We start from the raw sequence: 25,297 nt of genomic DNA on the forward strand, positions 1-25,297 counted from the left end.
CGGAGGTATAGCCATGACGAGTCATTTGCTCAAGGTACCGGATATGTCCTGCGCCCACTGCGAGGCCAGGATAACCGCCATACTGGAAGAAATGAAAATTCCCAGTTTCTCGGTAAACCTGTCGGAAAAGACCGTCACGGTCGAGACAGACGACCTTAAAAGGGTGATAGATGCCCTCGACGACGGCGGCTACGAGGCCGAGGAGATCTAGCGGGGGAAACCCCGCTTTTTTTATCCCATGAAATACGGACGGTTTCTATGGGTCTCGTTTCTCGGAGGGATCGCCAGAGGCGTAGGCTTCGCCCTGGGCCTGACCGTGGTGGCGGCGGCCCTTCTTTGGGGACTGGTCGGGTTTCTCAATACAGTGGTGGACTGGAACCTGCCCTTCGTCGGTAAATACGTGGCCCAGTTTCTGCAGGTGGTAAACGATCAGATGCATCTGCTTCAAAACGGCGTCAGATAGGGCGACTGTGAAAGGATGAGAGCATGGGAGAGGAGAAAAAGAGCGTATCGCTCACAGTGACTGGGATGACCTGTGCATCCTGTTCCAGAATAGTGGAGAAAAGACTTTCGAAGATCGACGGAGTCGCCTTCGCTGCGGTCAACCTGGGCACCGAGACGGCCTTCGTCGTATTGGAAAAGGACGTGCCGCTTCAGACCCTGGAGGAGGCCGTGACCAAGGCGGGATACGGCATCTCTTGGGAGAGACCGGCGGATCTGGAGAGCAGGCGTTACTTCGAGGCCAGACGAAACCTTATCCTCGCCTGGGTCGTCACAGGCCCCCTGATGGCCCTGATGATACCCCACATGGCGGGCTATCACGTCTTTGGTTATCACTGGATGGAGATAGCCGGAGGTGCTCTGGTGATATTCGGTGCCGGATGGCGTTCTCTCAGAGGGGCCTGGATAGCCCTCAGCCACGGACACGGCAACATGGACGTGCTGGTCTGTCTCGGAGCTCTGGCGGCGTGGTCCACGGCCATACTGGCCCAGTCCGGCGTCGCCGTATCGTCCTTCGGGGCGGTGGGGGCCATGATAGTTGCCCTTCACGTAACGGGACGGTTCATAGAGTCTCACCTAAGGGACAGGGCCTCCAAGGAGATCAGGGCCCTTGTGGGAATACAGGCCCGGGAGGCCAGAGTGGTCCGAGACGACGGAGAGGTCACCGTTCCGATAGAGGCGGTGTCGTCCGGGATGGTCCTGTCGGTTCGGCCGGGAGAGAGGATACCATCCGACGGAGTCGTGCTATCCGGCCGCTCCGCCGTGGACGAGTCCATGATAACAGGGGAGCCCATTCCGGTATCCAAGGAAGAGGGGCACGAGGTCACTGGGGGGTCCGTCGCTGTGACGGGGTCTTTGAAAATAGAGGTTACCCGCACCGGAGAGGACACGTTTTTGTCCAGAATGATAGCCCTCATAGAGGAGGCCCAGGGAGCCAAGATACCCATACAGGCCTTCGCAGACAGGATGACCGGGGCCTTCGTGCCGGTGGTGGCCTTCTTGGCACTGGCATCCGGTCTGTTCTGGTATCTCGGGGTGGACCGTTTCGGATGGATACTGGACCAGGCATCCCGCTGGATACCCTGGGTCGTCTCCGCAAGAGATCCCCTCTCGGTAGGGCTCTTCGCCTTCGTCACCACCATAGTGATAGCCTGTCCCTGCGCCCTTGGGCTGGCTACCCCCATGGCCCTCATAACCGGAACCGGCGCCGCCTCCAGAAAGGGCATAGTGATAGGCAACGCCGAGGCCATACAGACCGCCGGAGACGTAACGGTGGTGGTGCTGGACAAGACCGGCACCCTGACGGAGGGGCACCCCGAGGTGACTCGGATATCTCTGGATCCCCGATCTCTGGCCGTGGCGGTGGCCATGGAGTCGGCGTCCAACCACCCTCTTGCCAAGGCCATAGCCGCTCTGGATGCCGACCCCATAGACATGGAATCGGTGGAGGAGATAGCCGGAGAGGGACTGACCGCCGTAGTGGACGGCGAGACCTGGACCCTGGGACGACCGAAGTCCATGGAAAACTACGAGGAGATGACCCAGGCGGGCCGGACCGTGGTGGAGGTCCGAAAGGATGGCGAGGTCATGGGATTTCTGGCCCTGGAGGACCCCATCAGGCCGGAGTCGGCCGACGCAGTGTCTGAGCTTAAAAAACTGGGCATAAGGCCGGTGATGGCCACCGGAGACAACCGAGGCGCCGCCGAGCTGGTGGCGGACGCCGTCGGAATAGACCGATCGGATGTCCATGCCGGTATTAAACCGGAGGACAAACTGGCCATAATCCGATCAGAGCAGAGCAAGGGCGGCAAGGTCCTGATGGTGGGAGATGGCATGAACGACGCCGCGGCCCTCAAGGGCGCCGACGTCGGGGTCGCGGTAGGATCCGGTACCGACTTGGCCATAGATAGCGCCGACATGGTTATAGTCTCCGGCGGAGCGGAACGCATCGCCCAGGGAATAGCCCTTTCCAGAAAGACCTTCTCCGTCATAAGGCAGAACCTGTTTTGGGCTTTTGGCTACAACCTGTTGGCCCTTCCCCTGGCCATGGCGGGATTGCTTCATCCGGTGGTGGCCGAGGTCGCTATGACATTCAGCTCCATATCGGTGATACTCAACTCCATGAGAGTCGGTCGTTGACAATCATACCCCCTTAGGGTATATTTGAGGCGAACTAGAGAGGGGGTCGTTCCATCGTGAGCGGAAAGTCCATTCGCTGGATATCGGCTTTTGTTTATGGTACCGTTATGGTAATAGGGTGGTGGTATCCCGTGGTCGCCCTCGCCGTTTTTCTCCTGATGGGGTTGGCCCTTTTGGCGGGGAAACGCAGGAAGTGGTGCGGTTCCTACTGTCCGAGAGGAAGCTTTCTCGACCTAGTGATGAAGAGGATATCGCCTAAGAAACCCATCCCCAGGTGGATGACGGGAAAGAGAATATGGTATATATCGATAGCGGTATTCCTGTGTATGTTCGGTTTTCAGGTGGTCGCCAGCGGATTGCTTGAGAGTTTTTCCTGGAAATTGATGGGAAAAGTAGCCTACAGGATGTGTTTCGTCACCTCCATGGTGGCGTTGCCTTTGGCGTTATGGAGAAACCATCGGGCCTGGTGTTCGATCTGTCCGGTTGGCAACTTGTTAAGACGTTAGTTATCGCATATTTTTTCAGCCGAAAAAGGAGGAGTCGTCATGACCGTAAAAGTTTACTCGACCCAGAGCTGTATCTGGTGCAAGAGAGTCAAGGAATATCTTACCGAGAAGGGCGTGGATTTCGAGCCTATAGACGTAGGAGCCGATAGAGAGGCTGCGAAGCAGATGGTCGCCAAGACCGGTCAGATGGGGGTTCCCGTCATAGATGTGGACGGTCGCTTTATCGTAGGCTTCGACAAGGCGGCGTTGGACGAAGCCCTGGGGCTTTAGGTTAATCCGACAGTATATGTTTTTCGGCGGAGATCTGCTCTCCGCCGATTTTTTTATCTTTTGCTCGACCCGGAGTTTTTATACGGAGAGTCTCTCGTGATAACATATAAAGATAAACGAGAGAGGAGCGAGAGCGCTTGAACTTGAAGAAAACCTTGGCGATGGTAGTCGGTTTAACGTTGTTGGTCGTGGCGATCTTTTTCGCCACGGAGCTTTACGATCACCGATCCATCTTGGGGACGGCGTTTTACAGGGAGAGGATATCTCTTCCCGATGGGTGTCGTTTTATAGTGATACTCTCGGAGGAAAATGAGGGAACCAGGATCCCCGTGGCGTCGGTATCTCGAAAACTGGAGGGCGAACAGGTCCCTCTTCCCTTCGAGCTGCTTTACAGGGAAAAGACGATATCGGAAGGAGCGGTCTACTCGCTTTCCGCCAGAATAGAGAGCGGGACGGGAGAACTGTTGTTCCTTACTGAAGATCCGGTTCCCATGCCGAAAGACGACGAGCCTGTCGAGATAATGTTGATATCGGTGAGATGAAGAAACCGCCCTGCGATTTATCGCAGGGCGGTTTCTTCACCGGTTCTGTCTTCTATTGTCTCTAGCCGTTGCGTTTCCTCGAGTCGAATCTGGCGCCGCATTTTCCGGGGGTGGAGTCCTTCCTCATCTGGAACCTCTCTTTGCCCATGTTCTCGATCATCTGAAGTCGGAGCTCAACCTTTTTCTCCGCCAGGGCGGCCAGGTCCTCTGCCGATGCGTTGCCTGTCATTACCGAGTGGATTTCGTCCCTGAGGGCGTCCATTGCCTTCCGGTTGTCGGCTCTGGCCTTTTCAACGGCTTCGTTCCTGCCGGATCTGCCGGGCCTTCTCCCTCTGTCGTCGTGCCCTCTACGGAAGGGGCCTTCCTGGTGCCTTTTGTCCGCCAGCTTTTTCTGATCCTCGTCGAGAAGACCGTAGAGGTCGCGATGAAGCTCCATCCTCTTGATCTCCAGGGCCACCATGTCCTTCTTCATCTCGGCGACCTTGCCCTCGTCTATAGTTCTCCCCGCCGACAGGTCGTAGCGATAGTCCCTCAGGGCCCAGGCTGTTTTCCTAGCGAGTTCCGAGTTATCGTCGAACCACTTGCGCTCTATCTCTCCCATTTCGAGTTTCTGCTTCGCCGACAGGCTCAGATCGTCGCCCCAGCGGTTCATTCCCTGGCCGAAACCCATCATCGTCTGTCCGTCGTGATGCGTCCTATTACCTCGGTCCTGTCCTCTGCATCCGTCCCAAGCCTCGGCGCTCGCAGACATCGAACCGATCGTAACCGCCGCTACCGCCGCCAAAATAGCCAGTGTTCTCTTTCCCTTTTTCATCTCTGAATTCCTCCTCTTGTCGATATAAGCTTCCCGTTCGGGGCTCTCTCTTTCGCTGTGACCCCATTCTAGCCCGGGGCAGGTCAAGGTGCCTTATAGGAACGGTAAAGGAATGTAAGGGAGGTAGCCGCATCGGTAAAAAAAGGGGACCCCCTGCCATTTGGGGGTGGCAGGGGGGATGGGGAAAGAGTTTGCATCCCTATGGGGATGTCTCAGGAAGGGTCTTATTGATCGGGGACCATGGTCCCCTTTTCGATGTAGTTCAGGTGCCAGCCCAGGGCGGAAGCCAGATCGTGAGGTTCGTGTCCTCCCTTGGCCTCGCCGCTGTTTAGGTTCTCCTCTCACGAAAAAAAGAGACGCCCCCTGAAGGACGTCTCTGAATCGCAACGAAATAAAACCGATCGGCCGATGAGCCGACGGGTTCTCGCCGATTACCCCGAGTCCTCGCAGGGTGGATGGGTCACGTGTTCAGGCCGGTATCCTGGCTTCCCTCATCCATCGCCGAGCCTTCCCGGAGAAACTCTCCAGTGGCGTTTTAGACGACGTCGGGTATACAGTGGCGGGTCCGCGCCGGATTCTCACCGGTCTTCCCTGTCACCTGAACTCGATCGATTATGAAGGTCATTATATACTTTTTTTTGACGAGGTCAACCCCCGGCGAGAAAATCGTAAAGAATGGTAAGGGAGCTCCCTACTTCGTGTTTCAGCGCGATATAATAAATTATTGGAGAGTATCGTGAAAAACTGTGATTCGAGGGAGGTTTTTCCTTATGGATAAAATTTTAGTCGTAGACGACGATAGGGAGCTGGGCGAGCTCCTGGCGGAGTATCTCGGAGGAGAGGGCTTTCAGGTAAGCCTCAGCTACGACGGTAAAAACGGGGCCCTGGAGGCCGCCGCAGGAAAGCACGATCTGGTCGTGTTGGACGTCATGCTGCCAGGTCAGAGCGGTTTCGAGGCCCTGAAAGAGATCAGGAGGACGTCGTCCATCCCGGTGATCATGCTGACCGCCAAGGGAGACGAGGTGGACCGGGTCTTGGGGCTGGAGATGGGAGCCGACGACTATCTTCCCAAGCCATTCAGTCCCAGGGAGCTTTTGGCCAGGGTTCGGGCGGTCATGAGGAGGCGAAACGGTCCGTCCGATCCGGAGCGGCTGACGGTGGACGATCTGGAGATGTTCGTCCGTTCCAGACAGGTGATGTTGGACGGCATCATAGTGGATCTGACCTCCATGGAGTTTCGGCTGTTGGAGGTGTTGCTCCGCTCGGCCGGTCAGGTTGTGTCCAGAGACGAGCTGTTTCGTAAGGTGCTCGAGAGATCGGCGGCTCCTTTCGATCGCAGCCTGGATATGCACGTCAGCAATCTCAGAAAGAAGCTCGGACCCCACGAGGACGGAACGGACCGAATAAGGACCGTCCGGGGCGAGGGCTATCTCTATACTCTTCCGGTGAACTGAGATGTCCTGGCTGAGGTCCGCCACTCTGTTCAGAAAGATCTTTTTAGGTTTTTTGCTGGCGATCGCAGCGGCGTCGGTGCTTCACGTTGCGGTTACGGGGCTTGTCGTCCGGTTGGGTCTTCTAGATCTGTCTCTGGAGGCCAAGCTCAGAAAGGAGCTGAATAGGGAGGCTCCGTCTCTCGTGGCTCTTTACGAAGAGAGAGGGGCCGACGCCCTGAAGGACGAGCTCGGTCGTTTGAGGGAGGAGAGGCGGCTGTTGTTCGTCATTCTGGACGATAGAGGAGCTCCTCTGGCGGGTATGGTCCCTTCCCGAGGAGAGAGGATGATGCCCGACATCAGGCGTCATCACGGTCTCTCTGGCCCCCCCCGCACCTCCTGGATGAAGGATCTTCCCGCCGCCACCGAACCGGTAGTCTCTTCCGGCGGCGCGACATACGTGGTCACTCTGTTCGCCCTTCCCGGAGCCCTTCCTCCCAAGGATGGCTTCTACCTCTCTCTGGTCCTATACTTCGCCGTTTTGATGGCGGTGGGAGGGGCGGTGAGCTACTTTCTCGCTCGACATATATGCTATCCGGTAGAGGCTTTGAGCAGGGCCTCTCTGGCTCTGGCTTCGGGGGATCTGTCCGTAAGGGCCGAGAGGGAGGGGCCCTTCGGCGACGATGAGATAGGTCAGCTGGCCAGAAATTTCGATTCCATGGCCGATCACGTCGAGAGAAACATCACAGGTCAGAGCAGGCTCCTCGGGGACATTTCCCACGAGCTTAGGTCTCCTCTTACTAGGCTGAACCTGTCGCTGGAGCTGCTTCGAAACAGGCTTCCCGAGGACCTGGACGGCCTTATGGACAGGATAGAGCGGGAGTCGGAGAGGATGAACCGCATGATCGGCGATCTTCTCGGGCTCGCCAGGGAGGAGTCTCGCTTCGGAGGGGAGCGGAGGGAGTCGGTTTCCCTGATGGATCTCCTGTCCTCCGTGGCGAAGGACGGCCGTTTCGAGGCGCATGCCTCCGAGAAGGACGTTGTTTTAGGGGACGTTCCGGACGTTGCCGTATCGGTCGACAGAGGGGCCATGGAAAGCGCCCTGGAGAACATCGTGAGAAACGGAGTCAGGTACACCGCCCCCGGCACGGTGGTGGAGCTGAGGGCCGAATACGAACCTGAAGAGGAGCTTCCCCTCTCGATAATAGCGGAGGATCGCGGGCCCGGCGTGGCGGAGGAAAATCTGGAGGCCATATTCAGGCCCTTCTTCCGAGAAGGTGAGGCCAGGGACAGGGCTTCCGGCGGAGTGGGACTCGGCTTGGCCATAGCCCGTCGGGCTGTGGAGAGGCACGGAGGAATCGTGGAGGCGGCCAACAGGGACGGAGGTGGTCTGTCTGTCAGGATCAGACTTCCCCTGGGATTCGGCTAGCCTCCCAGAAGAGGGCTTATCCTTTTGTAGAGCCAGAAGGTCGATATGGATACGACGGTCCCCTTCAGAAGGTTGAAGGGGACTATTCCGTATATCACCAGAGACGGAACGTCCTCTATCGCAGGGATTGCCGCACCGGCCATGGATATGATCGTGTCGATCGGGACGAACTTGGAGTACAGGGGAATCAATACCGTGCCGTTTAGGATCGCCGCCGTGGCTGTCATGGTAGCCACCCCCGCCGCCATGCCTACCAGGGCCCCGGTTTTCGTCTTGTTCGCCCGATAGATAAGTCCCGCCGGGAGGACCAGAGCCGACCCCATGACGAAGTTGGCCATCTCCCCGACTCCTGCCGAGGAGGACGCCGCGCAGTGCAGCAGGTTCTTCACCGCCTCTATGGCGACGCCGTTGCCTGGGCCCCAGGCGAAGGCTCCTATCAGTGCCGGAACGTCGGACAGGTCCATCTTCAGAAACGACGGAAAAAGAGGCATCACCGTGTCTACATACATGAGCACGGTGGCCAGCCCGGAAAGCAGGGCACCCCACACCATCTTGCGGACGTTCTCGTTTCCCCTCGCTCGTTCCATACCGATCATTCCCTTCCTTTATCTCTATCTCGAATGTCAGGCCGTCGTCCTAACGGCCGGGTAACCACGTATGATATCCTATTTTCGTTTCGGTCGCCACGAAATTTGGGCGATATGGGTGCATAAGTTATAATTAGGAACGGATCCTGGAGGAGGTTTAACAATGGCTCGTGATTCGTCCGACACTCTGCATCAGGTTATGGAGAAGATCCGAAAGGACCTTGCGGACAGCATGGTCACCGTGTCGGATTTTCGAAAGGACGAAGACGACCGGTTGAGCGTCATAAGATCCGAGTTGACTAAGACCCGTTCTGAGCTGGAACAGGTGATATCCGAGATGGACGAGATGACGTCTCTATATTTCGCCGCCAGGAGCGAACTGTCCCAGTCTGTCAGAGGCGGCACCGAGATGGAGCAGAGGAGGGCCTACGAGAAGGCGGAGGAGTACCTGTTTCGTAAGGCCGCCCTGGCCGAGAGGGAGAAAGGCCTTAGGCAGCTTCGAGATTATCTCGAGAGGGACGAACGCAGGGTGGCCTCCAGGGTAGAGAAAAGCGACTCCGCCGTAGGAAGACTTAGGGTCGCTCTCAACGTCGTCAGCGACAGGATCGAGACCATAGAGATAAACGAGGAGAAGGGCGGGGCCAGGCGGTTGGCTCAGGCCTATTCTCTGGTGGAGAGGGAAAGCATGAGTCTGGCCCGGGAGCTTCATGACGGCCCGGCCCAGAAGTTCTCCGGTGCCCTGATGTCCATGGATTTCGTGAGGCGCCTTCTTCGAAAGGACCAGGTGGAGAGGGCCTCAGAGGAACTGGACAAGGTAAGGGAGCAGATGGTGGAGACGATGGACGAGATAAGGTCGTTTCTGCATCTTCTCTATCCCAGAGACCTGGAGGACGGTCTGATGGTCGCCCTGGACAGATGGGTCGAGGCCACGTCCAGCCGCTACGGTGTGTCGGTCAATCTCAAGACTATGGGGCCGGTGGAGGAGATCCCCGGGGGTATGGCACCCCATCTCTACAAGATCGTTCGTCAGGCGGTGGGCAACGCCGTTACCAAAGGGGAGCCTAAGAGGGTTACTGTGTTGTTCTCCGTGAGGGGCGATTTGCTGTTCGTCAAGATAATGGACGATGGCTTCGGCTTCGATGTAGAGACCGCCAGGGAGGAGGCCAAGGAGAGGGGCTCTTACGGGATAGTCTCCATGGAGGAGAGGTCCAGAATACTCGGAGGGGATTTAAACGTCGACAGCGTCCCGGGGCAAGGGACGATAGTCTCTTTAAAGGTGCCGATAAGGAGTGATAGCTGATGGAAAAAACCATCCGTGTCCTGGTGGTGGACGATCACGCCATATTCAGGACCGGCGTGATAAACACCCTTTCCCTGGAGGACGATATAGAGGTGGTCGGAGAGGCCGGTGACGGGCTGGAGGCGCTGGAGTTCATGAAAAAGGTGGACTTCGACGTCGCCTTGGTGGACGTGACCATGCCGAGGATGGGCGGGGTGGAGCTGGTGAGCAAAATGGAGGAGACCGGGATGGCCCGATCGGTGATAGCCCTGACTGCCTTGGAGGACGACCGGGATATGGTGTTTCTGTCCAAAGCGGGGGTCAAAGGCTTCGTCCTGAAGACCTCCGGCTTCGACGAGCTGATCTCCGCCATAAGGACGGTATCCGGAGGGGACAACTACGTCGATTCCCGGGCCGCCGGTAAGCTTCTGAACTGTTTCTCTGAGGACACCTCTCGGGAGAGGGGTATGTCCAGACTTTCCGAAAGGGAGCTGGAGGTGCTCTACTGGCTGGCTCAGGGACTGAACGGCCAGGAAATAGCGGAACGGCTGTCGCTGTCGGACAAGACGGTGAAGAACCACATAAGCCATATCCTGGCCAAGCTGAAGGTATCCGACAGGACCCAGGCAGTGGCTTGGGCCTGGCGGTCCGGTCTGGCTTCGAAGGATCCATCGTTTTTCAAAGACTGAGACTTCCATATCTTATCCGTATCTACGGGGAGCCCTTTTCGGGGCTCTCCGTTTGTTTTGAAAAAACAACAAAAAGGGCTACAATGGGGCCGAACATAAGGACGATTGAGGAGGGATCGATTATGGCGGTTTCGTTGTTCCGGAAGGCGAAGGGTTTCGTGACCCGTTCAGTTTTGGATCGGGCCATCGAAAAGGTTCGAAAGGGAGAGATGGGCGATCTAGCCGATATGTTGGAGTCCATAGGAAGATTGGCCCCGGCCCGATATCACAGGGAGGCCCTGGGCAGGATGGCTAAGATGGTCCGTTCCGAGGATCCGTCGGTAGCCTTCCTGGTTCGGGCCGTTCGGGAGCTGTCGCCGCTGGCTCTGGAGAAGATGATCCGAAACCTGATAGTCAACTTCATGGTGCTGGGCCGAGGAGTCAGGGAGGAGAAGGAGGCCGAACTGGACGTCCATCTGCCAAACTTCATGGTGATAAGCCCTACTATGAAGTGCAACCTTCACTGCACCGGATGTTATGCCGGAGAGTACGACAGAGAGGGAGAGCTGACCTTCGAGGAGCTGGACGACCTTCTGATGCAGGGGAAGGAGCTCGGGATGTATTTCTACACCCTCTCGGGAGGGGAGGTCCTGCTTTATCCCCGTATATTCGATCTGTGGAAAAAGCACGACGACTGCTACTTCCAGTTCTACACCAACGGCACCCTGCTGGACGACGGTACGGTGGATAGTCTGGCCGCTCTGGGGAACGTGGCTCCCATGGTGTCGGTGGAGGGAACGGAGGAGCAGACAGATGCCAGAAGGGGAAAGGGAACCTACCGCAAGGTTCTGGAGGCCTTCTCCAGGATGAGGGAGCGGGGGATGCTCTTCGGCTTCAGCGCCACCTGCACGTCCCTGAACTCGGATTATCTGGCTAGCGACGAGTTCATCGGCTCCATGGTGGAGCGGGGCTGTATGGTGGGGTGGTTCTTTCAATACGTTCCCGTAGGGGTGAGCCCCGATCTTACCTACATGGCCAGTCCCGAACAGAGGGCCGTTCTTCACGATAGCGTCTCTCGCTGGCGTTCCAGCGGGGAGTACCCCATATTCACCGGTGATTTTTGGAACGACGGCCCCTACGTGGACGGGTGCATGGCGGGAGGCAGCCGCTACTGGCACGTCATCTCCGACGGCAGGGTCGAGCCCTGCGTGTTCGTACCCTTCGCGGTGGACAGCATAAGGGAGAAGAGCCTGGTGGATATCGCGAGGAGCCCGTTCTTCTCGGCCATAAGGTCTGCCCAGCCCTACGATGGCGACGACGACCTTCTGTGTCCCTGCATGATACTGGACCATCCCCACGTTCTGAGGGAACTGATAGATCGTTTCGACGCAAAACCCTGTCATCCCGGGCTGGAGAGGATGCTGTCCGGCTCTGTGGCGGAGGGGTTGGACGATTACGGAAAGGCGATAAGATCCTTATACCGCCCCCTATGGGAGGGGTGCGAGAGGGAGAGATACCGTAAAAGGGTCTCCATGGAGGAATGAGAGAGGAAGGGTTGCTGGTCCTGGACGAAGACGGAAGGTCTGTCTGGCTCTATGGCACCGTCTATATGTTCCCGGACCAGTCCCCGTCTCTACCTTTCGGAGAGCTCCAGCAGTACTAGCTCCGGTCGGGAGCTCGTCCTTATCGGCGGGCCCCAGACCCCGACTCCGCAGGACACGTAGGCCCATGTCTCTCCGTATCGTTTCAGCCCCCAGTCCAGGTCGAACAGGGCGGATGTGACGAACTGGAAGGGGAAGGTCTGGCCGTGGTGGGTGTGTCCCGACAGAACCAGCGACGCCCCGGCCTCTCTCGATTCCTCTATGGACGACGGGGTGTGGTCCAGGACGATCGTAGGCAGGTCGTCGTCGGGGATCAGTGAGGCCAGCGGTGCCCTGGGTCGTCCCATTCTGGCGGACTGCACGTCCTCCCGGCCGATTATCCAAAGCCGGTGATCCAGCTGATTTCGGTCGTCCATCAGCACCGTTATGCCGTTGCTCTCCATTATGGTCCTGGCACCGTCTATGCCGAGGTAGTACTCGTGGTTGCCCGGACAGGCGTATGTTCCCATAGGGGCCTTCAGCTCCGCCAGTCCCGCGGCGGCTTTCTCCAGGGCGGGGCCGTCCGAGCCGTCCAATATGTCGCCTGCCATCAGAATTACGTCCGGCGACAGCTCTCGGACCGAGTCGGTCACCCGTTTCAGCCAGGTCCGGGAGGTCTCCGAGTCCACGTGGAGGTCGGTCAGGAGGACCGCCCTGATCGGAGGGCCCGATAGTTCCGGTATCTCGAGCTTCAGATGTCTCACGGCGGGAAAACGGGCGTTGACAGCTCCGGCCGTCACCATCAGGATCGAGGCGGCGGTCCAGACGAGGAATATTCTTCCGTTCGCCCTGGGGCCCGGGCTCTTGCCGAGGAGACAGGTTATCAGGCGGAACAGGTCCCATATCAGGGCCGGTATGACGAGAGCGGGAAGCAGCGCCATCCAGATCTCGCCTATCTGGACGAGACCGTGCCGAGCGGCCTCGGGAATTACTCCCGAGGCCGCTCTACCTATTGGCAGGGCGAGAGCTCCCAGGGCGGCCAGCCCAAGGACCGTCCTTCTGAGCGGATTGGACGAAATCGTGCTGGTCCATCTCAGAGCCCCGTAGGAGCTGAGCCCGAGGTAGACCGTAATGAAAACCGCTATAAACCATCTCATGATCTAGGTCATGGAGTCTATGGTCTCTCTCACCTTGTCGACGTCGGGGCTGCGACGGTGGAGAGGGGTGTCGTCCTTTTCGTAGATCCCCAGAGAGTCCTCGAAGGTGGGACGTCCCTCCTCGCGGTAGAGGATCCCCAGGGGGAATCGCTCCGTCTCCATCGCCAGAGACAGGGCCGCCGATCTGTTCGAGCTGTCGTGTTCGTCTTCCAGCCTGTAGGTGTGGTCCTTGAACCACTTGAAGGTGTTTGTTTTATTGAAGGAAACGCAGGGCTGGAATATGTCCACCAGGGCGTAGCCTCTGTGTTCTATGGCTGCCTTCATCATCTCCGCAGTGTGGTCCACGTCGCCGGAGAAGGCCCGAGCCACGAAGGTGGCTCCCTGCACTATCGCAAGGGCCAGAGGGTTGACTGGCTCGCTGGATACCCCCCTGGTCTGAACCGGCGTCACCATCCCCTTGGGAGAGGTCGGAGAGGCCTGTCCCTTCGTCAGTCCGTACACCATGTTGTTATAGACGAAGTTGGCTATGTCGGGATTTCTCCTCACCGTGTGGAGGAAGTGGTTTCCCCCCTCGCCGTACATGTCGCCGTCGCCTCCCACCGCCACCACGGTCAGCTTGGGATTGGCTGCCTTTACCCCTGTGGCGTGGCTCAGGGCCCTGCCGTGGAGGCCGTTTAGGAAGTTGCACTTCATGAAGTGGGGGGTCTTGGCCGCTTGGCCTATTCCGGACACCACCACCACGTCCTCCGGGGCCATGTCCATGTCGGCCAGGGCCTTCTTGAGGGCCTCCAGTATCTTGAAGTCCCCGCATCCGGGGCACCAGGCCAGATCGGCTTCGGGGAGGTCGAATATTCTGGGATCGGTCATCTTAATGACACCTCCTAACCGAGTATTTCGGAGAGGCCCATTCGGACCTGCTCCACCGAGAACTGAAGGCCGCAGTAGTTCCTGAGGTGTCCCTGGGCGGAACGTCCCGTAACCGATTTGATCAGGTTCTCCAGCTGGCCGTCGTGATTGCCCTCCACGAATATCAGCTCGTCGGCCCTCTCCACCGCGGCAGCGACGTCCTCCGCCACGGGCCAGATCTGCCGGACCCTCATGAGGGCGGTATCGGGAAGTTTCAGATCTCTCAGGGCCTCCGAGACTATCGGTCCCGTCGAGCCCCAGCATAGGACGAGCCTGGTCCAGTTTTCCGGGCCCCGGATGTCGGCGGGGACGAAGTCTTCTTTCAGGAGTTCCCCTTTTCTGAAACGTTTGTCCGACATCCTAACCCTCAGGTCGAAATCCTCGAAGACGTGGCCTTCCTCGTCGTGTTCGTGGCTGTCGCACCCAACGATTCCTTTGCCCAGTCCCGGTACGCTCCTGGGGGATACCCCGTTCGGGACGTCCTCGTATCTTCTGTATCCCGGCCCAGAGGTCACAAGGCACTTGTCCGGCTTCGCTGCGATCAGGTCGTCGGGGTCGACGTCTCTGAAGGTGTTGAGAAGGTACTGGTCGGTCATCACTACTGACTGTACCTGATACCGGTGGGCTATCTCGAAGGCTCTGGCCGTCAGGCTATAGGCCTCCTCTATGGTTCCCGGTGCCAGCACCAGCCTGGGGAACTCGCCGTGTCCCGCGTGGACGGCGAGGTTCAGGTCTCCCTGTTCGGTCCTGGTGGCCATTCCCGTGGCGGGGCCGGGTCTCTGGGCCAGGTGCACCACCAGGGGGGTCTCCGCCACCCCGGCCAGGCTGAAGCCCTCGTACATCAGGGAAAACCCTCCCCCTGAGGTTGTCACCATAGGGCTCGCCCCGGCGTAGGACGCTCCTACCGCCATGTTCACGGCGGATATCTCGTCCTCCACCTGCTCCACCGCCAGGCCGAAGTCGGAGGCGTTTTGGGCTGCGAAGGCAAGGACGCCCGTGGCGGGCGACATGGGATAGGCGGTCACGAAGTCGCATCCCCCGGCTATGGCCCCAAGCGAGACGGCCTGTACGCCGTTCATTACCCTTCTGCTGGAGGTGTCGTCCTTTTTAGGAGGGGCCAGATCGGGGAATTTATCCGCTATACTTCTACCCAGCTCCAGCCCTTTTCCGCAGGCGGAGCGGTTTTCGTCCACTACCTTGTCTCCCTTTTTGCCGAATCGGGAGAGGAAGTACTCCTCCGCCTGGTCGGTCGAGGCGTCCACAATTCCCAGGACAAGCCCGGCGGCGATGACGTTGGCATAGACGGCTCCTCCCGCCTCTTTGGCCATCTCTCCGAGGGGAACATCGAAAAAGGCGCCGTCCGTTTTTTCGAATTCCTCTCCTACGGACGATCGGTCCGCCGCTATCACGGTGTTTTGGGTTATTCTGCGCCTTATGTTCTCCCTCACTCCGGGGCTGAGCACGACGAGCAGGTCTATTTCGTCCACCATCCCGTCCACCGGGGTCGAGGATATCCTTATCTCCGTCGAGTTGTTGCCTCCTCTGACCCGGGACATGTACTCCCTGGTGGCGAAGACGTGGTATCCCGATCTCTTGAGGACCTTGGCCAGTATGTCCTCCACGGTCTGAACTCCGTATCCGGCTCCGCCGCAGATGACGACGGAGAGGTCTTTTCCGGAAGCCATTCCCATTCCCCCTTTCGTTTGGGACCGGTTCGAAGGTCCCTTTCATATGATCCTACCACAAGGTCCCTTGTGCGTCGTCACCACGGAGGGTATCATTAAGCTTTATCCTGTAGAAAGACCCTGTGGGGGGTGTCTGTGGAATGAGAGGTTTTCTTACCATACTTCCGGTGGTTTTGGTCATGGCGGCGGGATGGGGGCTGAAGAGGCTCGATAGGATGGACCAGAGGGGAGCGGACCAGATCAACTCGGTCCTGTTTTGGCTGATAATGCCCGCCATTTTGCTGGAGGCGGGGATGGACATAGACGTTTCGGTCTTTTCAGACTGGGGCTATATATCGGTGCTGTACGGCGCCTTCGCGGTGGTGGTACTGTCGGTCTTCGCAGTGGTGTCCCGTTTGGGGCTGCCGAAAGAGAGGGCTGCCGTGTCCGTGCTGGGGGCTGTGAGGAGCAACGTCGTGTTCGTCGGGCTGCCTCTGGTATCGACTCTCATGGGAGATGTGGGAGTCAGCGCCCTGACGATCTATCTGTCCATAGGCATGATCTTCTACAACACCTTCCCCATCGCCTGCGCTCAGATGGCGATGGAGGGCCGTTTTTCCCCGGCGTCGGTCAATCAGGCCCTTGTCAAGGCCTTGCGAACCCCTCTCATCCTGGCCGGTTTCACCGGGATAATGCTGTCGGTCACAGGGATAAAAGATACCTTTCCCCAGTGGTTCTTCGAGGGGCTGGAGCTTCTGACCGACTGCGGCAGCGGCATGGCGCTGCTGGTCATAGGGGCGTCGCTTCGTCTGGAGAAGCTGGCCGCCGGTCTGGCCCGTTCCTGGGGCGATCTTCTGGTTAAGCTGGTGCTGTTTCCCGCAGCGATGTACGTCGGTTTCCATCTTTTGCCTCCCAGAGACCCGCTGTTGGCCAGGACCACCGTGCTGATAGCCTCTCTGTCTCCGGCCTTCAACACCTATATCCTGGCCAACGGCATGGGTCTCGATTCGGACTACGCCGCCGAGTACGTGGCGACCGCTACTGTGGTGGGCATAGTAACCACGGCGGTATGGATAGAGATACTGTTTTAGCTCAACAGGTCCAATTTGAGATGATGTCGATGATGACCGAGTCGACGTCCTTCATTCCCTTTACGTTCAGGGCCACCGCATTTTCGACCGTCTTGGCTATGTCGGAGGGGTCCACCACGCCCTGGGCGCCCTTGAGATGGTTACCTCCGAGGACGGTCATGGCTGCCAGGTATGCCTCGGCGGCTCCGGTGGACACCTTGAGGGCGCAGGTCTCCTTGGCTCCGTCGCAGACCATCCCCACCAGGTTTCCCAGGACGATCTCCATTGCCTTTATGGAGAGCTCCACCGATCCGCCCAGGAGCCTGACTATTCCCGATGCAGCTCCCGCCCCGGCCGCGACGGCGCAGCCGCATACGGGGCTCAGCCGTCCCATACGGCTCTTTATGTAGCTAGTGCTGAGGTGGCTGAAGGCTATTGCCTCCGCCGTTTCCCTCCGGCTCTTTCCGTGAAAGTCGGCTGCCACGTACACGGGGAGGATCGCGGTTATACCGTGATTGCCGCTTCCGGCGCTGCTCATTACGGGGAGGGAGGCGCCGTCCATTCTGGCGTCGGCCGCCGCCGCCGCGTAGCTCCTTATCCTGGCAGCCAGGTCTCGGTCGAAGAAGTCTCCCGCCATGGACCTGACCGTACTTCCCAGGTTGAGTCCTACGTCGTGGGCAAGGCCGTAGTCGGCTATCTTCAGGTTCATGTCCACCCCGGCCATGACGGTATCCACGTCCTCGTCGTCCAGCTTTTCGGCCAGCTTCACCAGCTCCCGGTAGTCCATTTCCGCCACCTGGGAGGATACGGAGCGGGCCTTCGAGGCGGAGGAGTTCCCTTTTTCCTTTTTGAAGATCGTCTCTCCGTCTTTCTCCACCGAGACTATCCCAGTGTGGCTGTCCTCTATGACGCAGGTCGATTCGTGTCTCTCTCCGGAGACGACCGCCCTGACGTAGACTCCGTGTCTGGCCATGTCGGCCTCCAGGGAGACCCGATTTTCCGACACCATCGTCTTCGCCGATCGGATGTCCTCTTCGGTGAGGTCCTTCAACACCTCCAGGCCGTAGTCCGATCTGCCGCAGACGACCGCCAGAGCCGCCGCTATCACGTTACCCCTCAGACCTCCGGTTCCGGGGATCCCCACAGCCACCCCGTTCTTGAATATGCTGTCGCTGACCGTGACGGACACCGACTCCACCGGGGCTCTCAAGGCCTCGGTCGCCCGGGCCACGGCCAAGGCCACGGCTCCGGGCTCGGTACACCCTAATGCAGGTTTTACCTCTTGACGCAGAAACTCCTTGATAGTGAACATCTTTTTTTCCTCCCCGTAAGACTATGGTTTTTTCCTTTTCCACCCTATAGTATAGACCGATCTAACGATTATCGCTCTCATCTTATTGTCGGTATCCAAATACAGGAAAATAATTGCATCCATTCTTTAGCTGTAACTGATGATATAATCCGGTTGAGCCCTTCGTCTACGGTCTGACTTGAGGAAAAACTGCCTAAAAACTGTCAATTACGGTTATGGACTATGGATCTCGAGTATCGCGAGGGATGGGCTAAAAGACAACTTATAGGAGGGATTTGACGATGAAACGCAGTGCTTTTTCGGTTTTTGCCTTGGCGGGGCTTCTGATGATCGCCACGGCGTCCGTAGCGATCGCCCAGGATACCCTTACGGTGGCTATGGCTCAGGACGCCAAGACGCTCGATCCTCATGGATCCAACGACCTGGCCTCCAACACCGTGATGAACCAGATCTATCAGAATCTTCTCGTGCTCGATTCCGAGGGCAAGTTGGTTCCCCAGCTGGCGGAGAGCTACGAGCAGCTCGACGGCAAGACCTACCGGTTCAAGCTGAGAAAGGGTGTGCTGTTTCACAACGGCGAGGAGCTCAAGGCTTCCGACGTGGTCTACTCCTTTAAACGGGCCATCTCTCCCAAGGGATCGGCGGTCAGCACCTATGCGTCGGCCATAGACCCCGAGGGATTCGAGACCCCCGACGACTACACTGTGATCATACGCACCAAGGAGGAGAACACTCCCTTCGTGGCGTCCCTGTCTCACGTGGGATTCGGCTGCATCATAAACGAGAAGGCCACGGAGGAGGCTGGCGACGACTACGGTCAGCATCCGGTGGGTACCGGTCCCTATCGTTTCGTGAGCTGGGCCAAGGGAGATCGGATCGTACTGGAGAGGTTCGATAAATTCTCCGGTCCCGCTCCTGCGGCGGAGACAATGGTGATTCGCCCCATAACCGAGGCGACCACCAGGACCATCGAGCTGGAGACCGGAGCGGTGGACATCGCCCTGGACATAACCCCTAACGATATGAAGAGGGTGGAGGAGAACGACGACCTCCGGCTTCTCCGCAAGGTCGGCAACATGACCAGCTACATCGGGATCAACACCGCCAAGGCTCCCTTCGACGATATCAGGGTTCGCAGGGCCATAAGCCTGGCGATAGATGCGGAGGGAATCTGCGACGTGGTCTTCCAGGGGGTCGGCAGCCTTCCCAAGAGCCCCATGTCTCCCGGAGTGATGTATTACGACGACGGTCAGAAAGCTCAGGGCTACGACGTGGAGGCGGCCAAGAAGCTCCTCGAGGAGGCCGGAGCCACTGGGATGAAGATACAGATCTGGACCAGCGATAGGAAGGACAGAGTCGACACCGCCACCTTTGCCCAGGCGATGCTTCTCGAGGTCGGAATAGAGGCGGAGATAAAGGTCCTCGAGTGGGGAGCTTTCCTGGAGGGACTCAAGGCGGGGCAGCACGATCTCTTCGTCCTCGGCTGGATCCCCTCGGTTCCCGATCCCTCATTCGCGCTTGACGCCTGCTTCACCACCGGCTCGGTGTGGAACTTCTCCAGGGTTTCCGACCCCTCAATCGACGAACTGCTCAAGAAGGGCAAGACGATCCCCAACGGGGAGGAGCGTGCGTCGGTCTACGGCGAGCTTCAGTCCAAGATCAACGAGTACCTTCCCTGGGTCTACATCCAGAACAACGAGTTCCTTATAGGAACGGGAAAATCGGTCAAGGATTTCGAGCCCTCGTCCAACGGGGTGCATCACCTCTACGAGGTCGCCTTTGAGGAGTAAATAGCTACGATTCGGGACCTGCCGGAGGCTCAGCCGTCGGCAGGTCCTCTTAGAGAGGGGTTAAGGGATGATCAAATACGTGGCGAGAAGGGTGTTGGCCCTGGTTCCTGTCCTTTTCGGGGTGGCCTTCATTGTTTTCACTTTACTCTATATAACTCCGGGCGATCCGGCCAAGCTGGCCTTGGGACAGCAGGCCACGGACGAGGCTCTTCAGGAGTTCAGGGATCGTAACGGTCTGGACGATCCCTTTCTGGTGCAGTTCGGGCGGTATATATCGAACGCGGTGTTCCGGGGAGATATCGGCCGTTCCTACGTTACGAAGAGGCCGGTCAGCTCGGAGATAATGGATACCTTCAAGGTGACTCTCAGGCTGGCGGTGTTCTCCATGGCTATATCCATCGTGCTGGGCATCCCCTTCGGCATCATATCCGCTATAAAACAGTATTCCATATTCGATTCGATCACGATGGTCCTGGCTCTGGTGGGCATATCCATGCCGGTGTTCTGGCTGGGGCTGCTGTTGATACTGCTTTTCTCCGTCCATCTGGGATGGTTCCCCTCGTCCGGGATGGGGTCCTTCGCCGCCATGGTGTTGCCCTCTCTGTCCCTGTCGGCCCAGGGGGTGGCCATAATCACCAGGATGACCCGTTCCAGCATGCTCGAGGTGGTCCGCCAGGACTACATAAGGACAGCTCGGGCCAAGGGACAGAAGGAGTCTGTGGTCATATGGCGTCACGCCCTGCCCAACGCCCTCATTCCTGTGGTCACGGTGATAGGCATACACTTCGGCTATCTGCTGGGTGGAGCGGTTCTTACCGAGTCGGTCTTCTCGATTCCCGGGGTGGGGCGGCTGATGGTGGAGGCCATAAAGATGAGAGATTACCCTATAGTCCAGGGGGGGGTCCTCTACATAGCCATAGCCTACAGTCTGGTCAATCTCCTGGTGGATCTCGTCTACGGCTGGATCGACCCCAGGATAAAGGCCCAGTATCGTTAGGAGGGACCGTCTATGAATTCGAGAAAAAAGGGCAAGGGCGGAGACGTTTTCCTTCGACTCAGGAGAAACAGGCTGGCCATGATAGGCCTGGCCATAGTGGTGATACTGATACTGGTGGCGGTTTTTGCCGATTTCATAGCTCCCTACGGCTACGCCAAGCAGAATATCCGTGAGACCCTTCAGTCTCCGTCCATGAAGCACCTGTGCGGAACCGATCAGTTCGGCAGGGATATATTCAGCCGGATAATCTACGGAAGCCGGATCTCCCTGAAGGTGGGCTTCATAGCCGTCTCCATCGCCATGGTGACAGGAGGGCTGTTGGGGGCCATCTCGGGATATTACGGCGGTAAACTGGACAACCTGATAATGAGGGTGATGGACGTGCTCCTATCGATCCCCCAGATACTCTTGGCCATCGCCATAGCGGCGTCTCTCGGCCCGGGCTTGTTCAATCTCATGATAGCGGTGGGAATATCGTCCATACCGGGCTACGCCAGGATAGTCCGAGGCTCGGTCCTCTCCATAAGAAATCAGGAGTTCGTAGAGGCCGCCAGGGCCATGGGGTCCGGGGATCTCAGGATAATACTGAGGCACATACTGCCCAACTGTATGGCCCCTGTAATAGTCCAGGCCACCCTGGGGGTCGCCTTCGCCATTCTCACCGCCGCGGGGCTGAGCTTCATAGGTCTGGGCATACAGCCTCCCTCCCCCGAGTGGGGCGCCATGCTTTCCGGAGGACGGGTCTATATAAGGGACCACTCCTATATGACCTTCTTTCCCGGTCTGGCCATCATGATAACCATATTGGCGCTCAATTTCTTGGGCGACGGCCTCCGGGACGCCCTTGATCCCAAGCTGAAGAGGTAGGGGGAGATGGATATGAACCAGGAGCTTTTGCTCGACATAAAGGGGCTGACCGTCCGCTACCACACCGACAGCGGAGTGGTCCAGGCGGTCGATAAGCTCGATCTGAAGCTGGCCCCGGGCGAGTCGCTGGGCTTTGTGGGGGAGACCGGCGCAGGAAAGACCACCACGGCCCTGTCGGTGATGCAGCTGATACAGAGCCCTCCGGGGGAGATAGTGGAGGGGGCTATCTCCTTTCAGGGAAGGGATATGCTGTCTCTGAGCGAGTCGGAGAAGAGGATCGTCCGAGGCGGCAGGATAGCCATGATATTCCAGGATCCCATGACGTCTCTGAACCCGGTTATGCCGGTGGATCGTCAGATAATGGAGATGGTCCAACTTCACGGCGACATGGACGAGAAGAGGGCTCACGAAAGGGCCCTGGAGATGTTGGAGCTGGTCGGTATCCGTCCGGAGAGGGCGGGAGACTATCCCCATCAGTTTTCCGGAGGCATGAGGCAGAGGGTCGTCATAGCTATAGCCTTGGCCTGCGATCCGGCTCTTCTGATAGCCGACGAGCCCACTACCGCCCTGGACGTCACCATACAGGCCCAGGTGCTGGAGCTGATGAAGGACCTGAAGAGGAAGTTCAACACGGCCCTGATGCTGATAACCCACGACCTCGGCGTTGTCGCCGAGATCTGCGACAAGGTCGCCATAATGTACGCCGGGTCCGTGGTGGAGTACGGCGACACCGACTCCCTCTACGAACACAGGATGCATCCCTACACGGAGGGACTTTTCAACTCTATTCCGGACGTGGACGCCCCCCGTTCTCGGTTGCAGGTCATACAGGGACTTACCCCGGATCCTACCGACCTGCCCAGGGGATGCCGGTTCCACCCCCGTTGTTCCTACGCCCTGCCGTCCTGTTCGGAGGCTCGGCCGAAGATGGTGGAGTGGCGTCCCGGCCATTTCGTGGCCTGTCCCGTCCGTTGCGGCGGCCTGTCCTGAGGAGGTCTGACAGATGGTAAAAGAGAAAGAGGCCCTGATAGAGGTCGAGGGTCTGACCAAGTATTTCGATACCCCTCGGGGAAAGCTTCACGCGGTGGACGGACTTGGATTTTCCATAGCCTCGGGAGAGACCCTGGGACTGGTGGGAGAGTCGGGATGTGGCAAGTCCACCACAGGGAGGGTCCTGATAAGGCTTCTGGAGGCCACGGGAGGCGAGGTCCTTTATCGGGGGGAGGACGTGCTTTCCGCCGGAGGATCCAGGATGAAGGCCTTGAGAAGACAGATGCAGATAGTGTTTCAGGATCCCTATTCGTCGCTGAACCCTCGGATGACAGTGTCGGAGCTCATTGCCGAGCCTCTGGTGGTCAACGGAGCCGGGATGGGCGGCAGGGCCAGGAGGGCCAGGGTGTCCGAGCTGATGGACACAGTGGGCCTGGCGGAGAGGCTGACCGATTCCTATCCCCACGAGCTGGACGGAGGTAGACGTCAGAGGATAGGCATAGCCCGAGCCCTGGCGCTGGAGCCGGAGTTCATAGTTCTGGACGAGCCGGTGTCGGCGCTGGACGTGTGTATCCAGGCCCAGATACTGAACCTGTTGGACGATCTTCAGAGGGAGGCGGGATATACCTATCTGTTCATCTCTCACGATCTGTCGGTGGTCAAGCACGTGTCGGATCGCATAGCCGTCATGTATCTGGGCAAGATGGTGGAGCTCACCGACTCGGAGAGGGTTTTCTCCAATCCGCTTCACCCCTACACCAGAGCGCTGCTGTCGGCCATACCGATAGCCAAGAGGGGCGTCGAGAGAAACAGGATAATTCTGGAGGGAGACGTCCCCAGTCCGATCGATCCTCCCGAGGGCTGTCGCTTCTCCGGAAGGTGTCCCTACCGCAGGGACCTCTGCACAGAGGCTACCCCGGAGCTGAGGGAGATATCGCCGGGACATTCGGTGGCCTGTCATTTCGCTGGAGAGCTGGATTTCGAGGAGGCGGCGTCTTGAGGGGGGATCTCCTTAACCGAGCAGTTGAGCTTAGCCCCTGGATGGTGGAGCTCCGCAGGGATTTTCACCGTTTTCCCGAGCTGGCCTTTCAGGAGTTCAGGACCTCCGCCAAGGTGGCCGAGATCCTGAAGTCGCTGGACATTCCCTTCGAGACCGGCATGGCCGAGACGGGTGTGGTAGCCAGGCTCGGAGGGGCCGGACCCTCTGTGGCTCTGAGGGCGGATATGGACGCTCTTCCCCTGACAGAGTGCGAGGGCCGGGAGTACCGATCCACCGTGGAGGGAGTGATGCACGCCTGCGGTCACGACGCCCACACTGCTATTCTACTCGGGGTGGCCAGACTGCTGTCTGGGATGGAGCTTCCCGGTCCGATCGTCCTGATCTTCCAACCCGCCGAGGAGGTCGCAGGAGGCGGGGCGGCGGTGGTCCGTTCCGGGGTTTTGGAGCGAAACGAGGTGAAGGCCGTCTTCGGCCTTCACGTCACCGTTCCCATGGAGGTAGGGACCATAGGGGTGAACAGGGAGAAGTGCTGCGCCTCCGTGGACAACTTCCAGGCGGTGATCCGGGGAAAGAAGGCTCACGGAGCCTATCCCCATCTGGGAAGGGACGCCGTGGTGATGGCAGGTCAGGCATTGGTACAACTTCAGTCGCTGGTCTCCAGGGAGATTGATCCTCTGGAGGGTGCGGTGGTGACCGTCGGATCGGTCCACGGGGGAACGGCGCCCAACATAATAGCCGACGAGGTGGTCATGGAGGGAACGGTCCGTTCCTATCTTCCGGAGCAGAGAGGATATCTGACCGACCGGGTGAAGGAGATAACGACCTCCGTCGCCTCCGCCGGAGGAGGTTCGGCGGAGGTTACGGTGAGGCGGGGGTCCCCCGCCGTGGTCAACGATCCCGCCATGGCGGAGATGGTGCTGTCCGTCGGGAGGGATTTCCTGGGGTTCGATTCCGCCGCTTTTCTGGATTGCCCCACCATGGGTGGAGAGGATTTCTCCTATCTTTCCGAGGCCGTGCCGGGGGCCTTCTTTCGTCTCGGGTCGGGCAACGAAGAGAGGGGCATCGTTCATCCCGCCCACACCTCCGATTTCGACGTGGACGAGGGGTGCCTGCCCGTGGGAGCCGCCATGATGGCGGAACTGGCGCTGAGGTGGCACGAGGAAGGCCGGGGCCGTGGATAGCGGTGCTTCAGGACCGTTCTCCTGGTCCGTAGGGGTCCCTCTGGGCACCAACCGCCTGTATCTGAAAAAGGCCGCCGTATTTTCCGCGGTCCTCATGGCCTGCGTCGTCGGGGTGACCCTGGCGACACAGGCCTTTTTTGGATCGTCCCTCAAGCTGGAACATTTCGTGGCTGCGCTGGATCTGGGGTTGAGGTCCGTCGGCCTGGTCGCCTTGCCGTGGGCTCTGGTGGTCTTCGGGGTCCTGGACAACAGGCTCCTGATGAGATACAGGATAGGCCCGGAGGGGGTTCGCTGCGATACCGTCAGGATAAAAAGGGGCGACTGGCGGTCCCATCGCATGTCCTTCCATCCTTTCGAGGCCCCCGATTCCTGTCGGGAGATGAGGAGTTCGTCCAGGCTGATAAACTGGTCCGATCTGTCCTCCGCGAAGGGGCTGGAGGACATGAACACGGTGGTTTTGAGAAGAGGCGGCTGGACCGTAGCCTGTCTGTTCTGTCCCGACCGGGACACCTACCTCAAGGTGCTGGGGTACTCGAAAGGACACCTCTAAAAACGCCGGTCCTCGGAGAGGTCGTTCCGACTCCGCCCTGTCTCGCCCAAACGTATTTCCGACCGGCC

At 58.7% G+C, this 25,297-nt stretch carries 25 protein-coding genes and 1 riboswitch; of the genes, 19 read left to right on the top strand and 6 right to left on the bottom strand.

The genetic code is table 11. From position 1 onward, the window contains the following. Positions 1–13 precede the first annotated feature (13 nt). From DPEP_RS05640 to DPEP_RS12775, 6 genes are all read left to right on the top strand, one after another. Positions 14–211 carry a heavy-metal-associated domain-containing protein gene (locus tag DPEP_RS05640; RefSeq protein ID WP_005660352.1) on the top strand — a complete coding sequence of 66 codons (198 nt, stop codon included), beginning with the start codon at positions 14–16 and terminating at the stop codon, positions 209–211. Between the two features lie 27 nt (positions 212–238). Continuing rightward, on the top strand, positions 239–463 hold the full coding sequence (locus DPEP_RS05645) for a DUF5665 domain-containing protein (protein ID WP_005660354.1): 225 nt from the start codon (positions 239–241) through the stop codon (positions 461–463). 23 nt (positions 464–486) lie between these two features. Continuing rightward, entirely contained in the window at positions 487–2,640 is a 2,154-nt protein-coding gene (locus DPEP_RS05650) for a heavy metal translocating P-type ATPase (protein WP_005660356.1), read from the top strand. 56 nt (positions 2,641–2,696) lie between these two features. Next, on the top strand, positions 2,697–3,146 hold the full coding sequence (locus DPEP_RS05655) for a 4Fe-4S binding protein (protein WP_005660357.1): 450 nt from the start codon (positions 2,697–2,699) through the stop codon (positions 3,144–3,146). A 39-nt stretch (positions 3,147–3,185) separates the two neighbouring features. Continuing rightward, positions 3,186–3,416 carry a glutaredoxin domain-containing protein gene (locus DPEP_RS05660; protein WP_005660358.1) on the top strand — a complete coding sequence of 77 codons (231 nt, stop codon included), beginning with the start codon at positions 3,186–3,188 and terminating at the stop codon, positions 3,414–3,416. Between the two features lie 137 nt (positions 3,417–3,553). Beyond that, positions 3,554–3,958, top strand: a complete 405-nt coding sequence (locus tag DPEP_RS12775; protein WP_005660360.1) for a YbaY family lipoprotein — start codon at positions 3,554–3,556, stop codon at positions 3,956–3,958. A gap of 61 nt (positions 3,959–4,019) precedes the next feature. On the opposite strand, the gene DPEP_RS05670 is transcribed toward DPEP_RS12775, so the two are convergent. Then, complete coding sequence (locus tag DPEP_RS05670) at positions 4,020–4,772, bottom strand: Spy/CpxP family protein refolding chaperone (RefSeq protein WP_005660362.1); 753 nt, start codon at positions 4,770–4,772, stop codon at positions 4,020–4,022. Positions 4,773–5,226: 454 nt separating this feature from the next. Beyond that, a riboswitch (cobalamin riboswitch) is annotated at positions 5,227–5,389 on the bottom strand. A 153-nt stretch (positions 5,390–5,542) separates the two neighbouring features. Between DPEP_RS05670 and DPEP_RS05675 the strand changes: the two genes are divergently transcribed. After that, positions 5,543–6,226, top strand: coding sequence for a response regulator transcription factor (locus tag DPEP_RS05675; protein WP_005660363.1), 684 nt, complete (start codon positions 5,543–5,545; stop codon positions 6,224–6,226). Position 6,227: 1 nt separating this feature from the next. Then, positions 6,228–7,631, top strand: coding sequence for an ATP-binding protein (locus DPEP_RS12780; RefSeq protein WP_005660364.1), 1,404 nt, complete (start codon positions 6,228–6,230; stop codon positions 7,629–7,631). Here DPEP_RS12780 and DPEP_RS05685 read toward each other — a convergent pair. Beyond that, positions 7,628–8,218: an ECF transporter S component gene (locus DPEP_RS05685; protein ID WP_040382430.1), complete on the bottom strand. Its 591-nt coding sequence runs from the start codon at positions 8,216–8,218 to the stop codon at positions 7,628–7,630. The genes DPEP_RS12780 and DPEP_RS05685 overlap by 4 nt on opposite strands. Before the next feature lie 163 nt (positions 8,219–8,381). Here DPEP_RS05685 and DPEP_RS05690 point away from each other — a divergent pair, with 163 nt between their 5' ends. The 3 genes from DPEP_RS05690 to DPEP_RS05700 all read left to right on the top strand — a co-directional run bounded on the left by DPEP_RS05690 (position 8,382) and on the right by DPEP_RS05700 (position 11,709). Next, a complete protein-coding gene (locus tag DPEP_RS05690; RefSeq protein ID WP_005660368.1) occupies positions 8,382–9,518 on the top strand; it encodes a sensor histidine kinase in 1,137 nt (378 codons plus the stop codon). Continuing rightward, the gene (locus DPEP_RS05695) at positions 9,518–10,186 is read left to right on the top strand and encodes a response regulator transcription factor (protein WP_005660370.1); all 669 of its coding nucleotides are present in this window, start codon (positions 9,518–9,520) and stop codon (positions 10,184–10,186) included. The genes DPEP_RS05690 and DPEP_RS05695 overlap by 1 nt, the downstream gene beginning before the upstream one ends. A 122-nt stretch (positions 10,187–10,308) precedes the next feature. Next, a complete protein-coding gene (locus tag DPEP_RS05700) occupies positions 10,309–11,709 on the top strand; it encodes a radical SAM/SPASM domain-containing protein (protein WP_005660371.1) in 1,401 nt (466 codons plus the stop codon). 89 nt (positions 11,710–11,798) lie between these two features. On the opposite strand, the gene DPEP_RS05705 is transcribed toward DPEP_RS05700, so the two are convergent. The 3 genes from DPEP_RS05705 to DPEP_RS05715 are packed head-to-tail and all read right to left on the bottom strand — an operon-like array spanning position 11,799 to position 15,493. Continuing rightward, entirely contained in the window at positions 11,799–12,902 is a 1,104-nt protein-coding gene (locus DPEP_RS05705) for a metallophosphoesterase (protein WP_005660372.1), read from the bottom strand. Positions 12,903–12,905: 3 nt separating this feature from the next. Further along, positions 12,906–13,769, bottom strand: coding sequence for a thiamine pyrophosphate-dependent enzyme (locus DPEP_RS05710; RefSeq protein ID WP_005660373.1), 864 nt, complete (start codon positions 13,767–13,769; stop codon positions 12,906–12,908). A gap of 14 nt (positions 13,770–13,783) precedes the next feature. Then, positions 13,784–15,493, bottom strand: coding sequence for a 2-oxoacid:acceptor oxidoreductase subunit alpha (locus tag DPEP_RS05715; protein WP_005660374.1), 1,710 nt, complete (start codon positions 15,491–15,493; stop codon positions 13,784–13,786). Between the two features lie 140 nt (positions 15,494–15,633). On the opposite strand from DPEP_RS05715, the gene DPEP_RS05720 reads away from it, so the two are divergent. Beyond that, the gene (locus DPEP_RS05720; protein WP_005660375.1) at positions 15,634–16,563 is read left to right on the top strand and encodes an AEC family transporter; all 930 of its coding nucleotides are present in this window, start codon (positions 15,634–15,636) and stop codon (positions 16,561–16,563) included. A 1-nt stretch (position 16,564) separates the two neighbouring features. Here the strand turns inward: DPEP_RS05720 and DPEP_RS05725 are convergent, their stop codons facing one another. Further along, positions 16,565–17,854 (bottom strand): L-cysteine desulfidase family protein, encoded by a 1,290-nt coding sequence (locus DPEP_RS05725; protein WP_005660376.1) that lies wholly within the window; start codon positions 17,852–17,854, stop codon positions 16,565–16,567. Between the two features lie 281 nt (positions 17,855–18,135). Between DPEP_RS05725 and DPEP_RS05730 the strand changes: the two genes are divergently transcribed. The 7 genes from DPEP_RS05730 to DPEP_RS05760 all read left to right on the top strand — a co-directional run bounded on the left by DPEP_RS05730 (position 18,136) and on the right by DPEP_RS05760 (position 25,229). Continuing rightward, complete coding sequence (locus DPEP_RS05730) at positions 18,136–19,644, top strand: ABC transporter substrate-binding protein (protein ID WP_005660377.1); 1,509 nt, start codon at positions 18,136–18,138, stop codon at positions 19,642–19,644. Positions 19,645–19,711: 67 nt separating this feature from the next. Next, the gene (gene nikB / locus DPEP_RS05735; protein WP_005660379.1) at positions 19,712–20,641 is read left to right on the top strand and encodes a nickel ABC transporter permease; all 930 of its coding nucleotides are present in this window, start codon (positions 19,712–19,714) and stop codon (positions 20,639–20,641) included. 12 nt (positions 20,642–20,653) lie between these two features. Next, positions 20,654–21,508, top strand: a complete 855-nt coding sequence (locus DPEP_RS05740) for an ABC transporter permease (RefSeq protein ID WP_005660380.1) — start codon at positions 20,654–20,656, stop codon at positions 21,506–21,508. Between the two features lie 12 nt (positions 21,509–21,520). Continuing rightward, complete coding sequence (locus tag DPEP_RS05745; protein WP_005660381.1) at positions 21,521–22,498, top strand: ABC transporter ATP-binding protein; 978 nt, start codon at positions 21,521–21,523, stop codon at positions 22,496–22,498. 13 nt (positions 22,499–22,511) lie between these two features. Next, positions 22,512–23,498 (top strand): ABC transporter ATP-binding protein, encoded by a 987-nt coding sequence (locus DPEP_RS05750; RefSeq protein WP_005660382.1) that lies wholly within the window; start codon positions 22,512–22,514, stop codon positions 23,496–23,498. Further along, positions 23,495–24,679, top strand: coding sequence for a M20 metallopeptidase family protein (locus tag DPEP_RS05755; protein WP_005660383.1), 1,185 nt, complete (start codon positions 23,495–23,497; stop codon positions 24,677–24,679). The genes DPEP_RS05750 and DPEP_RS05755 overlap by 4 nt, the downstream gene beginning before the upstream one ends. After that, positions 24,672–25,229, top strand: a complete 558-nt coding sequence (locus DPEP_RS05760) for a hypothetical protein (protein WP_005660384.1) — start codon at positions 24,672–24,674, stop codon at positions 25,227–25,229. Before DPEP_RS05755 ends, DPEP_RS05760 begins: the two co-directional genes overlap by 8 nt. Positions 25,230–25,297 lie beyond the last annotated feature (68 nt).

The organism is Dethiosulfovibrio peptidovorans DSM 11002, assembly GCF_000172975.1.
GTDB lineage: Bacteria > Synergistota > Synergistia > Synergistales > Dethiosulfovibrionaceae > Dethiosulfovibrio > Dethiosulfovibrio peptidovorans.

Excerpts from the sequence above, each read along its gene's own strand:
- DPEP_RS05660 (WP_005660358.1), top strand. The coding sequence starts at position 3,186 with ATGACCGTAAAAGTTTACTCGACCCAGAGCTGTATCTGGTGCAAGAGA.
- DPEP_RS05675 (WP_005660363.1), top strand. The coding sequence starts at position 5,543 with ATGGATAAAATTTTAGTCGTAGACGACGATAGGGAGCTGGGCGAGCTC.
- DPEP_RS05745 (WP_005660381.1), top strand. The coding sequence starts at position 21,521 with ATGAACCAGGAGCTTTTGCTCGACATAAAGGGGCTGACCGTCCGCTAC.
- DPEP_RS05705 (WP_005660372.1), bottom strand. The coding sequence starts at position 12,902 with ATGAGATGGTTTATAGCGGTTTTCATTACGGTCTACCTCGGGCTCAGC.
- DPEP_RS05645 (WP_005660354.1), top strand. The coding sequence starts at position 239 with ATGAAATACGGACGGTTTCTATGGGTCTCGTTTCTCGGAGGGATCGCC.
- DPEP_RS05685 (WP_040382430.1), bottom strand. The coding sequence starts at position 8,218 with ATGGAACGAGCGAGGGGAAACGAGAACGTCCGCAAGATGGTGTGGGGT.
- DPEP_RS05640 (WP_005660352.1), top strand. The coding sequence starts at position 14 with ATGACGAGTCATTTGCTCAAGGTACCGGATATGTCCTGCGCCCACTGC.
- DPEP_RS05690 (WP_005660368.1), top strand. The coding sequence starts at position 8,382 with ATGGCTCGTGATTCGTCCGACACTCTGCATCAGGTTATGGAGAAGATC.
- DPEP_RS05725 (WP_005660376.1), bottom strand. The coding sequence starts at position 17,854 with ATGTTCACTATCAAGGAGTTTCTGCGTCAAGAGGTAAAACCTGCATTA.
- DPEP_RS05730 (WP_005660377.1), top strand. The coding sequence starts at position 18,136 with ATGAAACGCAGTGCTTTTTCGGTTTTTGCCTTGGCGGGGCTTCTGATG.
- DPEP_RS05650 (WP_005660356.1), top strand. The coding sequence starts at position 487 with ATGGGAGAGGAGAAAAAGAGCGTATCGCTCACAGTGACTGGGATGACC.
- DPEP_RS12780 (WP_005660364.1), top strand. The coding sequence starts at position 6,228 with ATGTCCTGGCTGAGGTCCGCCACTCTGTTCAGAAAGATCTTTTTAGGT.
- DPEP_RS05750 (WP_005660382.1), top strand. The coding sequence starts at position 22,512 with ATGGTAAAAGAGAAAGAGGCCCTGATAGAGGTCGAGGGTCTGACCAAG.
- DPEP_RS05670 (WP_005660362.1), bottom strand. The coding sequence starts at position 4,772 with ATGAAAAAGGGAAAGAGAACACTGGCTATTTTGGCGGCGGTAGCGGCG.
- DPEP_RS05740 (WP_005660380.1), top strand. The coding sequence starts at position 20,654 with ATGAATTCGAGAAAAAAGGGCAAGGGCGGAGACGTTTTCCTTCGACTC.
- nikB (WP_005660379.1), top strand. The coding sequence starts at position 19,712 with ATGATCAAATACGTGGCGAGAAGGGTGTTGGCCCTGGTTCCTGTCCTT.
- DPEP_RS05700 (WP_005660371.1), top strand. The coding sequence starts at position 10,309 with ATGGCGGTTTCGTTGTTCCGGAAGGCGAAGGGTTTCGTGACCCGTTCA.
- DPEP_RS05715 (WP_005660374.1), bottom strand. The coding sequence starts at position 15,493 with ATGGCTTCCGGAAAAGACCTCTCCGTCGTCATCTGCGGCGGAGCCGGA.
- DPEP_RS05695 (WP_005660370.1), top strand. The coding sequence starts at position 9,518 with ATGGAAAAAACCATCCGTGTCCTGGTGGTGGACGATCACGCCATATTC.
- DPEP_RS05720 (WP_005660375.1), top strand. The coding sequence starts at position 15,634 with ATGAGAGGTTTTCTTACCATACTTCCGGTGGTTTTGGTCATGGCGGCG.
- DPEP_RS05710 (WP_005660373.1), bottom strand. The coding sequence starts at position 13,769 with ATGACCGATCCCAGAATATTCGACCTCCCCGAAGCCGATCTGGCCTGG.